General features: G+C 32.1%; 13 protein-coding genes. 11 read left to right on the forward strand and 2 right to left on the reverse strand.

Going from position 1 to position 13,308, the window contains the following annotated elements:
* Positions 1-22: 22 nt before the first annotated feature.
* Positions 23-1,063, forward strand: a complete 1,041-nt coding sequence (gene rlmN, locus B2989_RS08235; protein ID WP_292947100.1) for a 23S rRNA (adenine(2503)-C(2))-methyltransferase RlmN — start codon at positions 23-25, stop codon at positions 1,061-1,063.
* Between the two features lie 77 nt (positions 1,064-1,140).
* Here the strand turns inward: rlmN and B2989_RS08240 are convergent, their stop codons facing one another.
* Positions 1,141-2,301, reverse strand: coding sequence for a T9SS type A sorting domain-containing protein (locus B2989_RS08240; protein WP_292947103.1), 1,161 nt, complete (start codon positions 2,299-2,301; stop codon positions 1,141-1,143).
* A 146-nt stretch (positions 2,302-2,447) separates the two neighbouring features.
* On the opposite strand from B2989_RS08240, the gene B2989_RS08245 reads away from it, so the two are divergent.
* The 10 genes from B2989_RS08245 (at position 2,448) to dnaG (ending at position 12,617) form a co-directional block, all read left to right on the forward strand.
* Complete coding sequence (locus B2989_RS08245; protein ID WP_292947106.1) at positions 2,448-3,425, forward strand: polyprenyl synthetase family protein; 978 nt, start codon at positions 2,448-2,450, stop codon at positions 3,423-3,425.
* An 80-nt stretch (positions 3,426-3,505) separates the two neighbouring features.
* Positions 3,506-4,066 (forward strand): RNA polymerase sigma factor, encoded by a 561-nt coding sequence (locus tag B2989_RS08250; protein ID WP_292947109.1) that lies wholly within the window; start codon positions 3,506-3,508, stop codon positions 4,064-4,066.
* A complete protein-coding gene (locus tag B2989_RS08255) occupies positions 4,053-4,775 on the forward strand; it encodes a hypothetical protein (RefSeq protein ID WP_292947112.1) in 723 nt (240 codons plus the stop codon). Before B2989_RS08250 ends, B2989_RS08255 begins: the two co-directional genes overlap by 14 nt.
* A 31-nt stretch (positions 4,776-4,806) precedes the next feature.
* On the forward strand, positions 4,807-5,856 hold the full coding sequence (locus B2989_RS08260; RefSeq protein WP_292947115.1) for a hypothetical protein: 1,050 nt from the start codon (positions 4,807-4,809) through the stop codon (positions 5,854-5,856).
* Positions 5,857-6,276: 420 nt separating this feature from the next.
* The gene (locus B2989_RS08265) at positions 6,277-7,674 is read left to right on the forward strand and encodes an arginine decarboxylase (RefSeq protein ID WP_292947118.1); all 1,398 of its coding nucleotides are present in this window, start codon (positions 6,277-6,279) and stop codon (positions 7,672-7,674) included.
* On the forward strand, positions 7,664-8,602 hold the full coding sequence (gene speB / locus B2989_RS08270) for an agmatinase (protein ID WP_028284351.1): 939 nt from the start codon (positions 7,664-7,666) through the stop codon (positions 8,600-8,602). The genes B2989_RS08265 and speB overlap by 11 nt, the downstream gene beginning before the upstream one ends.
* Entirely contained in the window at positions 8,592-9,566 is a 975-nt protein-coding gene (locus B2989_RS08275) for a deoxyhypusine synthase family protein (protein WP_099567961.1), read from the forward strand. The genes speB and B2989_RS08275 overlap by 11 nt, the downstream gene beginning before the upstream one ends.
* Positions 9,567-9,579: 13 nt before the next feature.
* The gene (locus B2989_RS08280; RefSeq protein WP_145006307.1) at positions 9,580-9,903 is read left to right on the forward strand and encodes a hypothetical protein; all 324 of its coding nucleotides are present in this window, start codon (positions 9,580-9,582) and stop codon (positions 9,901-9,903) included.
* Between the two features lie 182 nt (positions 9,904-10,085).
* Positions 10,086-10,421 (forward strand): hypothetical protein, encoded by a 336-nt coding sequence (locus B2989_RS08285; protein WP_145006310.1) that lies wholly within the window; start codon positions 10,086-10,088, stop codon positions 10,419-10,421.
* Between the two features lie 240 nt (positions 10,422-10,661).
* Positions 10,662-12,617, forward strand: coding sequence for a DNA primase (dnaG, locus tag B2989_RS08290; protein ID WP_292947125.1), 1,956 nt, complete (start codon positions 10,662-10,664; stop codon positions 12,615-12,617).
* Here dnaG and B2989_RS08295 read toward each other — a convergent pair.
* Positions 12,612-13,235 carry a response regulator gene (locus tag B2989_RS08295; protein WP_145006316.1) on the reverse strand — a complete coding sequence of 208 codons (624 nt, stop codon included), beginning with the start codon at positions 13,233-13,235 and terminating at the stop codon, positions 12,612-12,614. The two genes, dnaG and B2989_RS08295, sit on opposite strands and share 6 nt — an antisense overlap.
* Between the last annotated feature and the right edge of the window lie 73 nt (positions 13,236-13,308).

The raw sequence follows: 13,308 nt of genomic DNA on the forward strand, positions 1-13,308 counted from the left end.
GATTCACTATTTTTGCAATCCAATGGAAATCAAGAAAAAAGACATACGCGCATTAAGCAAAGACCAACTTAGGGACTTTTTCCAAAAAGAAGGCGATAAAGCCTTTAGAGGAAATCAAGTATACGAGTGGCTATGGAGCAAAGGTGCACACACCTTTGAGGATATGACCAACCTGTCCAAAGACACGCGTCAAATGCTAGAAGATAACTTTGTTATAAACCATATCAAAGTAGACGTTATGCAGCGTAGTAGTGATGGTACAGTAAAAAATGCAGTACGATTACACGATGACTTAATAGTCGAGTCGGTTTTAATACCTACAAAAACCAGGACCACAGCCTGTGTATCAAGTCAAGTAGGCTGTAGTTTGGACTGTAAATTTTGTGCAACAGCACGATTAAAACGTATGCGTAATCTAAATCCAGACGAGATTTACGATCAAGTAGTAGCAATTGACAGAGAAAGTAGATTATACTTTGACAGGCCATTAAGTAACATTGTATTTATGGGAATGGGAGAACCATTAATGAACTACAATAACGTACTTAAAGCAATAGATAAAATAACATCACCAGAAGGATTAGGCATGTCGCCAAAGCGTATTGTGGTGTCCACATCAGGAGTGCCAAAAATGATTAAAAAAATGGCAGACGATGAGGTTAAGTTTAAATTAGCAGTATCACTACACTCAGCAATTGATGAGGTCAGAACATCCATAATGCCTTTTAATGCAACATTTCCGTTAGCAGATTTAAGAGAAGCATTAGTCTATTGGTATGAGAAAACAAAAAATCGCATCACCTATGAGTATGTGGTTTGGGAAGGGATTAACGACAAACGCAAAGATGTTGATGCATTAGTGCAGTTTTGCAAATTTGCACCAAGCAAAGTCAATATTATAGAATACAATCCTATTGATGATGGTCAATTCCAGCAAGCAAGATCACAAGCAATAGATATGTATCAAAGCGTTTTAGAAGAAAATAACATAACCGTAACTATTAGACGTAGTAGAGGTAAGGATATTGACGCAGCATGTGGGCAATTAGCAAACAAAGAATAGTTTAAAAAATAGTTTAAACATAAAAAAGCGACTTTCAAATCAATTGAAAGTCGCTTTTTTTTATAACTATAACAAGGTTATTCTTTAACAAATTTAAGCGTTTGCTTTTTGTCTTGAGTATTAATTGTTATTAAGTAAATACCATTATTTAAAGAGGCTATATTAATTGAGTTTTCTAGAATATCTGTACCTTTTCTGTTAATTACCAGTTGTCCTAATTGGTTGTATACTTCAACAGATTCAATAGCTAAGTTTGTTTTAATAGTTATAACATCACTAGCAGGATTAGGATAAACGCTAAAATTATTATCTAATGTAAACTCATCAGTAGATAAAGCAGGATCAGTCTCAGTTGTAAATGACCAAACAGCACTAGCAGTAGACCCAAAGCAATTAAAAGACTCTACAGACCAATAGTATGTAGTGTCATAAGCCCAGTTGAAAGTTATTCCGTTTCCATTAGTAGCTCCTGGTATAGTACCAATATTTGTTCCTGCAGGATCTGTACCCAAAGACAAGTTAAAAACGGTTGCAGATGGTCCAGCAGTCCAATTAAACGGAGTAATTAAAGGTGTTGCTCCTGTAATGTCTACAGGGATATTTGTAGCACCATTGGTAGGAGTAGGTGTTGTTGCAGCAATTGGTGCAGCAGTTTCTGTACAAGCAAAAACCTTTACGTTATCAAAAGCCCAAAAATAAGAATAATCTCCAACCCATCTAAATCTAACTTTTGCATTGCTGACACCAGCTAATATTGTAGATACATCATAAGATTTAAAACCAAAATCAAGTTCGTTGGCTCCACTAGTATTGTTTGTACTGTTAAATAATACCACTTGTACCCAAGCTGTACCATCAAATACTTCAACAAAACCGTTACCACCAAATTCTGCACGAATAACATGATTAAATGTTAATTGTACATCTGTTAATGCAGAAGCATCAAAAGTTGGGCTTTCTAAATAAGTGTCTTCAGCCTCACCATCATTACCCAGAGCATCACTGTCAAAAATTGGATAACTTCCAGAGAAACCTTCCTCATATAAAACAACGTTGCCTGGTCCAAATCCAGGAGCTTCTCCGGTATTATTAAAAGACCAAACACCACCATTAGCAAGGTCAGTGTTAGACCATCCAGCAGGTGTGCTTAAACCTGCATTAAAATCTTCATCAATCAAAACTTGACCGAATGCAATTGAAGCAGTAAGAAATAAAAATAAAAATGTAATTTTTTTCATGTTTTTAGGATATAAATATTAACGACTTTAAATATAGTAAAAAATAATTGTTGACTTGAGTGCCAATATAAAAATTGCGAATTATTAACATTTCAATCCATTAGATTATTCGTATTTTTGATATTACTAAAAGTTACACCATTATTTTGAAAATAACAGAACAAATAAAACAGCCTATTGCTTTTGAGATGGATCTTTTTGAGCAAAAATTTAGGCTTGCCATGTCTTCTAAAGTTGCTCTGTTAAATAGGATTACCTATTACATCGTCAATCGTAAAGGAAAACAAATGCGTCCAATGTTTGTGTTTCTAGTTGCAAAAATGGTGTCTAATGGTGAGGTTAGTGAAAGGACATATAGAGGTGCATCTGTGATAGAGTTGATTCATACAGCAACATTAGTGCATGATGATGTCGTGGATGATAGTAATAAGCGTCGTGGTTTTTTCTCTATAAATGCACTATGGAAAAATAAAATAGCAGTTTTAATTGGTGACTTTTTATTATCAAAAGGATTATTACTATCAATAGATAATAATGATTTTGATCTTTTAAAAATCATTTCTATTGCTGTAAGAGAGATGAGTGAAGGTGAATTACTTCAAATAGAAAAAGCTAGAAAACTAGATATAACAGAAGCTGTTTATTATGAAATTATTAGACAAAAAACAGCAACACTTATTGCTGCTTGTTGTAGTCTTGGAGCAGCTTCAGTAAAACCTAATTCTGTTGAGGTAGAAAGTATGCGTAAGTTTGGAGAGTTGATAGGTATGGCATTTCAGATTAAAGATGACTTGTTTGATTATGGTACCCAAAGCATCGGTAAACCAACTGGTATTGATATCAAAGAACAAAAAATGACCTTACCTTTAATTTACGTATTAAACAATTGTTCTAAAAAGGACAAAAAGTGGTTAATCAATTCGGTTAAAAATCACAACACTGATAGAAAACGGGTTAATCAAGTCATCCGATTTGTAAAAGACAATGGAGGATTGGACTATGCTGTTTCAAAAATGAAAGCATTTCAGGAAGAGGCATTATTACTGCTAAGTAGTTTTCCTAAATCAGAATATAAAGACTCGCTTGAGTTAATGGTGAATTATGTCATAGAAAGAAAAAAATAATTTTTTTTCATACTTCAGGCAACCTTCTTAAAAGCTTTTGCGTCTTTATAAATAGAAGACCAAACTAAACAACACTATTTGTGAAAGTCGTTACCTTATTTAATAACGAAGTTAAGCTAATTAAAAAAGCTGCTCAGAATAATCGTGAAGCCCAACACGTATTGTTTGAGTTGCATGCACCTAAAATGTTAAGTGTATGTCGTTACTATATAAAGGATATGCAACATGCAGAAGAGGTCATGTTAAATGGTTTTTTAAAAGTGTTTACTAATTTAAAAACCTTTAAACATGAAGGCAGTTTTGAAGGTTGGATTAGACGTATAATGGTTAGAGAGGCTATCTCTTTTTTAAGACAAAAAAAGACGGTTCAGTTTGTAGATGAAGATTATCAACACATCGAGATTCAAGATGAAGCATCGCAACAATATGATGTGGCACAACTTCAAGAATTAATAGACAATTTGCCAGAGGGTTATAAAATGGTTTTTATAATGTACGCAATTGAAGGTTATAAACATGCTGAGATTGCAACACTTTTAAACATAAGCGTTGGGACGTCAAAATCTCAATTATTTAAAGCAAGAAAAATGCTGCAGGACAATATTAAGATATTAAATATTAAAGAATATGGCACCAAATAAATTTGAAAAGCAATTAAAAGACACGCTAGAGCGTCGCACAATTGCACCAAGCAAAATAGCTTGGAGCCAACTAGATACGCAATTAGATAATCAAAAAAATAAACGAAAATTCCCGTTTTGGTGGTTTAGTATTGCAGCTACTTTTCTAGGTGTATTTATGGCAATTTTTATTTTTAATGACAATCCTGATCCAATTAATGTAGTTGTTGAGGAGGTTAAAAATGAAATACTGTTACCAAGTAAAATCAATCAAATTAACAAGCAAAATAAAGTGACTAAAACAATAACAAGTCCAGAAGTAGTCGTTGATAAGGTAAATGTTAAACCAAAACATAAAGCGGTAACAAATAAAAACAAAACAACAGTACAAAGTGTAGAAGCAGATAAATCTAATACTGTTTTGGTTGTAAATGACAATACTAAATTGCAAGATAAATTAACTATAGCATCTGCTAATAATTCACAAAAACCTATTGATAATACCAGTCAAACGACAGCAATAACATCTGAAGCTGACCTATTATTAAAAGAAGCATACTCAGATGTGCAAAACAACTACACTACTTATAAACCAGAAAAAATTGACGCTAACTCATTGTTGGAAGATGTAGAGATGAAATCTGAAAAATCTCTAAAAAATCGTCTGTTTCATGCTGTAAAATCAGGCTACGAAACATTAAAAACAACAGTGGCAGAGCGTGATTTTTAAATCAATTAATCATTAAAAAAAACGAACAATTATGCAAACCATTACTAAACATTTAGTTTATCTAATTATTTTATTTACTGTCAGCCAAATTAGCGCACAAGTAAATGACACAATTCCTAAAATTGAAACCTTAAAAAAAGCGATTATTGCAGGAGAGCGTGATGCTTTAAAAGTTGAAATTGACGCAATTAACGATAGATTGGAAGCGGATGAGATTACTTTTGATGAAGCAGAAAGCTTGAAAAAAGAAGTCGCAGAAAAAAGAGCTTTAAATATTGAAAACAGAGTCGCAATTGCTGTTAATAGATTAGAGTTTTTAGATCGCAACAAGCAGCTGCAAGATGATGATGAAAACGTTAATGTTTTTTCTATTAAAATTGGAGCATCAGATAAAGAGTTAATCGGAGTTACAGCAAATCGTACACCTCCAAAACAAGACATACGCACAGGTAATCAATTACTATTTGCAATGGGTTTTAATAACGCAATTATTGATGGTGTTAGCTTAAGTGACTCGCCATATAAATTAGGTGGTTCTGGCTTTGTAGAATTAGGTTGGCTATGGAATACGCGAGTCTTTAAAGAGTCTAACTTTTTAAGATTAAAATATGGGCTTTCAGTACAATGGAATAAACTAGATATAAAAAACGATATGTACTTTGTGCAAGAAGGTAATCAAACCACATTACAACGTTTTGATGGCGATTTAAAACGTGCTAAGTTTAGAACAACCAGTCTTGTTGTTCCTGTGCATTTTGAATTTGGACCTTGGGATAAAAAAGTGTACGAAGATGGCAGAGTCCGTTATAATAATTACGATAAATTTAAAATAGGTTTAGGTGGATACGTTGGTGTTAATGGAAAAGCAGTGCAAAAGCTAAATTACAAATCCGATGGAGAGCGTGTAGAAGAAACCATTAGAAGAGGCTATAATACAAATACATTTACCTATGGTGTAAGTGCCTATGTAGGTTTTGGGGATTTAAGTTTGTATGCTAAATATGATTTGGCACCAATATTTAAAAACCAAATAGTGGATCAAAACAACTTATCTTTAGGTATTAGAGTAGATTTAGATTAAACAAACAGTATTTATTTTAAAAAGCGTCTTTTTTTATTGTTAAAAAAGACGCTTTTTAGCGTTAAAAGGGTTGTAAATACTGATGTTATCAAATCTTTAAAAAAATATTATTTTTTTCAAAAAAAAGTTTTTAATTAAAAAAAAAGTATTTCATTTGCATCATATTAGCTGAACACCTTGAACTCTGTTTCTATGTTCGGGCTTTTGGAAATTAGGAAGTCATATTCAAAAGCAGCTTACAGATTAAGTGACCGAATTTTAAAGCTAACTTCCGCTTTCACTACAATATTTGCTAGCCAGCATCAGTTTGGCTTCATGCCTACTTGTGAGCTAAAAATTCAGATTTGATAGAATTATTTTGACATAACAGCATAATAAAAATATTATGTTTTATCTTTAAAGTAATTTCTAAACAAAATAATGAATACAAAATACATAGACTTAATAAGTCAAACCTTTGATTTTCCTCAACCAGAATTTAAACTAGAGGAAAAAACCCTACAATTTCACGACATCAATTTAATGGAGTTAGTAGAAGAGTATGGTGCACCATTAAAATTTACGTACCTACCACAAATCTCTAATAACATACAGCGCGCTAAATCATGGTTTAGTGATGCTATTAAAAAGCATGATTATAAAGGGAATTATAACTATTGTTATTGTACAAAAAGCTCCCACTTTAAACATGTTTTAAATGAAGCTTTAAAAAATGATATACATATAGAGACCTCTTCGGCTTTTGATATTGACATTGTTGAAAATTTAAAAAAAGAAGGTAAAATAACTAATAAAACATTTGTAATAAGTAACGGTTTTAAACGTGACCAATACGTTACAAATATTGCTAGATTAATTAATGGTGGTCAGGAAAACTGTATTCCGATTATTGATAATTATGAAGAGATAGAATTGTTGTCAGAACAAATCGAAGGTAACTTTAAAGTTGGTATTAGAATAGCATCTGAAGAAGAACCTAAATTTGAGTTTTACACTTCTAGATTAGGTATTGGATATAAAAACATTGTACCTTTTTTCAAAAATCAAATAAAAGACAATCCTAAGATTGAGCTTAAAATGCTTCACTTTTTTATCAATACAGGGATTAGAGATAATGCCTATTATTGGAATGAATTATTAAAGTGTTTAAAAGTGTACACAAGCTTAAAAAAGATTTGTCCAAGTTTAGATAGTTTAAATATTGGAGGAGGTTTTCCAATTAAAAACTCGTTAGCGTTTGATTTTGATTACGAGTATATGATTGATGAAATTATTAATCAAATTCAACAAACTTGTGAAGACGAAGAAGTAGATGTACCAAACATATTTACAGAGTTTGGAAGTTTTACAGTAGGAGAAAGTGGAGGCGCAATTTACGAGATATTATACCAAAAGCAACAAAACGATCGTGAAAAGTGGAACATGATTAACTCTTCTTTTATTACAACATTACCAGATACTTGGGCTATAAATAAACGTTTTATAATGTTAGCCATAAACCGCTGGAATGACTCTTATGAGCGTGTTTTATTAGGTGGTTTAACATGTGATAGTGACGATTATTACAATAGTGAGCAGCACATGAATGCCATCTATTTACCAAAATACAATAAAGACAAACCATTATATATAGGCTTTTTTAATACAGGAGCCTATCAAGAAACTATAGGTGGTTTTGGAGGATTACAACATTGTTTGATTCCGTCACCAAAACATATTTTAATAGACAAAGACGAAGATGGTAACATCACCAAAACATTATTTTCAGAACAACAAAAAAGTGAAGACTTACTTAAAATTTTAGGCTATGCAAAGTAAAACTTATGCTGGTATTCCAGAAGAATTAGCAAAATTAGAACAAGCAAAAATTGTCTTAATTCCTGTTCCTTATGATGGGACAAGTACATGGCAAAAAGGAGCAGATAAAGGCCCAGAAGCTTTTTTAAATGCTTCAGAGAATATGGAACTTTATGATATCGAAACCGATACCGAAGTTTATCAACAAGGTGTCTTTTTAGCAGATCCTGTTTCAGAAAATAGCTCCCCAGAAGCTATGGTTGAGGCAGTACATCAAGCAACAAAAAAGTATATTAAAAAAAATAAATTTGTAACCATTTTTGGAGGAGAACACTCAGTATCTATAGGTACTATTCGTGCCTTTAACGAGATGTTTCCTAGTTTAACTGTGTTACAATTAGATGCACACGCAGATTTACGTAAAGAGTATGAAGGCTCTAAATGTAATCACGCTTGTGCTGTTTATGAAGCTAGTCAAACCACTAATTTAATTCAAGTTGGAATTAGATCTATGGATGCTATTGAAAAAACAGTTATGGACGAAGAAAAAACATACTTCGCACACGAGATGGCTGTTGATGATACATGGATGGATAGTGCAATTGATCAAATGACTGACAATGTGTTTATTACCATAGATTTAGACGCGTTTGACCCATCAATTATGCCAAGTACAGGTACTCCAGAACCAGGTGGTTTATTATGGTATGAGACCTTAGAGTTTTTAAAACAAGTATTTGAAGAAAAAAATGTGGTAGGTTTTGATATAGTAGAGTTATGTCCAAACACAGTTGACAAATCATCAGACTTTTTAGCAGCAAAATTATACTATAAAATGCTAAGCTATAAGTTTATGGATCAAGGTGTAGAGGACGAGTATGACAATACTTACGACAGTAACAAACAAAAAAATAATAGTTCAAAATTTAACGAAGACGATGAGTACTAAAGGACCAATATCACAATTTATTCAACACCATTATTTACACTTTAATGCAGCAGCTTTAGTTGATGCAGCAAAAGGGTATGAAACGCAATTGGATAATGGAGCTAAAATGTTAGTGTCATTAGCAGGAGCTATGAGTACTGCTGAACTTGGTAAAAGTTTTGCAGAAATGATTAGACAAGATAAAGTGCATATTATTTCTTGTACAGGAGCAAATCTTGAAGAAGATATAATGAATTTAGTTGCACATTCACATTACAAGCGTGTACCTAATTATCGTGATTTAACACCTCAAGAAGAATGGGACTTGTTAGAAAAAGGACTTAACCGTGTTACAGATACTTGTATTCCAGAACACGAAGCATTTAGACGCTTACAACACCATATAGAAAAAATATGGAAAGATGCAGAAGCAAAAGGCGAGCGTTATTTACCGCATGAATATATGTACAAAATGCTATTATCAGGCGTTTTAGAGGAGTATTATGAGATTGATTTAAAAGACTCTTGGATGTATGCTGCAGCAGAAAAAAACTTACCAATAGTATGTCCAGGTTGGGAAGACAGTACAATGGGTAATATTTTTGCTAGTTATGTATTAAAAGGAGAACTTAAAGCAAGCACAATGAAATCTGGGATTGAGTACATGACCTTTCTTGCAGACTGGTACACAGACAACTCTCAAAAAGGAATCGGATTTTTCCAAATAGGTGGAGGTATTGCAGGAGATTTTCCAATATGCGTGGTGCCAATGTTATACCAAGATATGGAGCGTACAGAGACACCTTTTTGGAGTTATTTTTGTCAAATTAGCGACTCAACTACAAGTTATGGATCGTATTCTGGAGCAGTTCCAAACGAGAAAATTACTTGGGGTAAATTAGATATTGATACACCAAAATTTATTGTTGAAAGTGACGCAACAATTGTTGCACCACTTATCTTTGCATATATATTAGGATTATAATTGCTATAAAAAAATGAAAAAGCCAGACAATTTAAAACGCGTCATTGTTGATTTTAAAAAGCTAACACCAGAAATTTTAAAGCTGTTAGTGGATAAATATCCAGAAGGATACGATGAAGATCATATTATCGAATTTAGAAACGCTAAAAACGAGTTAATTGAAGCTGTAGAAGTAACTACAGAAGATACTAAATATCTAGTTAAGGTTAGTACTAAATTGGTAAAAACAATGGAAAACTACGATGAGGATGACTACGAGGATTTTGAAGATGATGATCCAGAAGCAGTACAAGACCCTCAATTAGAAGAAAGTGAAGAGCAAGATCACGATTTTTAAAAAAAAATAAAATTTAAACTAAAAAAATAGTTTCATAATCTAAACAGATAGTACTAAACGTATTTAAAGTAAAACCACGTGTTATTGTTTTTAAGGAAAACAATACTAAAAGCAGATTCGGACTTGAGGTGGCTAAAATCCGAAACCCATTAACACAATATCAACTTTAATATAGTATTAAAATGAAAACAAAAATTTTAGTTTTAACAATTGCTTTTTTAAGCCTAACTTTAAGTTCTTTTACAATTTCAAAAAATCAAGTAGTATCTGGAGTTTATGATGGTGTAGAGGATACTAATTACGTATTTACAATCACTAAAGGTGATAAGACAGAAAAAATGGAATTTAACTATCTTTCAGAAGATGTTTTTGAAAACTTTGATCTTGATTCTGATGAGTTAATTGGAACAAGCTTTACTATCACTTACGAGAAAGAAAAAGAAATGATTGTAAATGATGAAGGTGATGACGAAGAAGTTGAGTATTTAACTATAACTAAGTTAAGCGTTAATGACTAGAAATAGTTGTTTTACTTAAAATAAAATGAAAAACCGGAACATATTCCGGTTTTTTTTTGCCTTAAAACTAATTATATGCTTCCCAATGCTATTTAGGTTTAAAGGTTTAAAAAATTAGTATTATTAACGCAGTTTCAAACTTATTTAATTCTAAAAACGTCAAAACTTAAAAGTTTCTGAATTGAAAAACGTCTTATTTTGTATTACTTTTACATTCTAAAAATTCAATAAAATTTAATCTTGATTACAAAATCTACCATAGACCAAGTATATGAAACAGCCAGACTGGAAGAGGTTATTGGTGATTTTGTTCAGCTGAAAAAAGCAGGAAGTAATTTTAAAGGATTAAGTCCTTTTTCAGAAGAACGTTCTCCAAGTTTTGTGGTGTCGCCAGTTAAGCAAATCTGGAAAGATTTTTCAAGTGGAAAAGGAGGAAACGTCGTTGCTTTTTTAATGGAGCATGAACATTTTACTTATCCAGAAGCTATTAAATATTTAGCTAAAAAGTATAATATTGAAATAGAAGAAACTGAGCAATCTAACGAGCAAAAACAAGCGCAAGATAAACGTGAAAGCTTATATTTAGTTAGTGAGTTTGCTAGCAGTTATTTTCAAAACACACTACATAATACAGATCAAGGTAAAGCAATAGGATTAAGTTATTTTAAGGAGCGAGGCTTTACAACAGAAACTATTAAAAAGTTTGAACTTGGTTACAGTTTAGATCAATGGAGTGCCTTTACAGATGCAGCCTTAAAAAAAGGATATAATTTAGAGTTTTTAGAAGCTACAGGACTAACTATAGTTAAGGAGACTAAGCAGTTTGACCGTTTTAAAGGACGTGTTTTGTTTCCTATACAAAGTATGAGTGGTCGTGTTTTAGGATTTGGTGGTCGTATTTTAACAAATGATAAAAAAGCTGCTAAATATTTAAACAGTCCAGAAAGCGACTTGTATCATAAAAGTAAAGTCTTATATGGTATTTATCATGCTAAACAATCCATTGCAAAGGAGGATAATTGTTATTTAGTAGAAGGTTATACAGATGTAATCCAATTTCATCAAACAGGAATTAAAAATGTAGTTTCTAGTTCTGGTACAGCCTTAACTAGTGACCAAATTAGATTAATTAACCGTTTAACAAAAAACATTACTGTTTTATTTGATGGTGATGCTGCAGGTATGAGAGCCTCTTTAAGAGGTATAGATTTAATCCTAGAGCAAGGGATGAATGTTAAGGTTTGTACGTTTCCAGAAGGAGAGGATCCAGATAGCTTTGCAAAATCAAATACATTAGAGGAGCTAACAGCCTATTTAGATCAAAATGCTAAGGATTTTATCCAGTTTAAAGCTTCGGTTTTATATGAAAGTGCTAAAAACGATCCAATTAAAAAGGCCGAAACCATTAGAGATATTGTAAATAGTATTGCTAAAATTCCGGATAGAATTAAAACAGAAATTTACATCCAAGAGTGTGCAAGGATAATGGATATAAGTGAAGAAGTTTTGTTTTCTACTCTAGCTCAAATGACTAATAAAGAGCAAAATGAAGCAGCAAAACAACCTCAAAATCCGCAAGCTTTTGAAGTTATTAAAAGTCAACCAGCAGTTAAAAAGGTTGATGTGCAATATACCTTAGAGCGAAAAATTATTGAGATACTACTACTTTACGGAAACAGAAAAGAAGATTTTGAGGACTTAGTTTTAAAAGAAGCAGACAATGGTCAGTTGGAGTTAGAACCAGTTGTTCAAGAAGCTAAAGTGTTTGAAAAAATATACTTAGACTTACAAGAAGACGAAATGGAATTTTTAAACCCACAGTTTAAAGATATTTATTTTGCAATAATTGAAGCTTTAAATCAAAATCCAGAATTTAAAATAGAAAGCATTATTAACACAATAGATCCTGTTTTAGCCTCAGAAATCACATCTATTTTAATGGAGGATGAGCGTTATGCGTTATCCGACTGGCATCGTAATAATATTTTTCCAAAAACAAAAATAGACTCTGTTGCGCAATTAGTTAGCGAGACAATTTTGACTTTACGTTGCTTTTTAATTGATCAAAAAGTATTACAGTTTCAAAAAGAAACATTAGAAGATAAAAACACTATAAACCGAGAAATCCTTGAAGAAGTCAAGGATTACTCAGGTTTAAAAATGTTGTTGTCAAGAAAGCTAAATAGAGCTTTATAGATCTAAACTTTTTGCTTGGTTTACTAAATCAATTAAGTTAGTTACATTAAGCTTTTTCATTAGCCTAGCACGATAGGTACTAACCGTTTTTTCATTAATCTGTAATTCCTCAGCAATTTCTTTGTTACGTCTACCGTTAGATAAAAGCTTTAAAACTTCAACCTCTCTTGTAGATAGTTTTTTGTAGTAATTACTTTTTCCACTGTTTTTATCCAATGCAATTTTTCTAGATAAATTTGGGCTTATGTAAAGTCCGCCCAAATACACTTTCATTATAGCATCTTTTAAAGTTAGTAAGTCAGTGGATTTGTTAACATAGCCATCTGCTCCAGCCTTAATAGCACTTACAGCATAAACTTCTTCTTGCTGTGCGCTGTAAATAATAACTTTTACTTCTGGGTTTTCTTTTTTAATGCGACGTAATACACTTATACCATTTAGTTTAGGTAAGTCAATTTCGCAAATTAAGATGTCTGTTGTGTACTGTTTTAGTGCGTCAAAAATAGCTTCGCCATCTGCAACCGATGCGACAAATTTTATGTCTCTAGAGTTAGCAAATACCAATTCTAATCCTTTAGTTACTATAGGATGATTATCCGCAACCATTAGTTTAACCATGGTCAATTAGTTTTTTAGGGCCTTTTTAATTAAAAAAAGACTTGAGTTATAGAAATAATAATAGCGTCGTAAA

Source organism: Olleya sp. UBA1516, from assembly GCF_002323495.1.
Taxonomy (GTDB): domain Bacteria; phylum Bacteroidota; class Bacteroidia; order Flavobacteriales; family Flavobacteriaceae; genus Olleya.

Bases quoted from the DNA above. Each gene is read 5' to 3' on its own strand.
- B2989_RS08280 (WP_145006307.1), top strand. From the start codon at position 9,580: ATGAAAAAGCCAGACAATTTAAAACGCGTCATTGTTGATTTTAAAAAG.
- speB (WP_028284351.1), top strand. From the start codon at position 7,664: ATGCAAAGTAAAACTTATGCTGGTATTCCAGAAGAATTAGCAAAATTA.
- B2989_RS08265 (WP_292947118.1), top strand. From the start codon at position 6,277: ATGAATACAAAATACATAGACTTAATAAGTCAAACCTTTGATTTTCCT.
- B2989_RS08240 (WP_292947103.1), bottom strand. From the start codon at position 2,301: ATGAAAAAAATTACATTTTTATTTTTATTTCTTACTGCTTCAATTGCA.
- B2989_RS08260 (WP_292947115.1), top strand. From the start codon at position 4,807: ATGCAAACCATTACTAAACATTTAGTTTATCTAATTATTTTATTTACT.
- B2989_RS08295 (WP_145006316.1), bottom strand. From the start codon at position 13,235: ATGGTTAAACTAATGGTTGCGGATAATCATCCTATAGTAACTAAAGGA.
- B2989_RS08275 (WP_099567961.1), top strand. From the start codon at position 8,592: ATGAGTACTAAAGGACCAATATCACAATTTATTCAACACCATTATTTA.
- rlmN (WP_292947100.1), top strand. From the start codon at position 23: ATGGAAATCAAGAAAAAAGACATACGCGCATTAAGCAAAGACCAACTT.
- B2989_RS08285 (WP_145006310.1), top strand. From the start codon at position 10,086: ATGAAAACAAAAATTTTAGTTTTAACAATTGCTTTTTTAAGCCTAACT.
- B2989_RS08255 (WP_292947112.1), top strand. From the start codon at position 4,053: ATGGCACCAAATAAATTTGAAAAGCAATTAAAAGACACGCTAGAGCGT.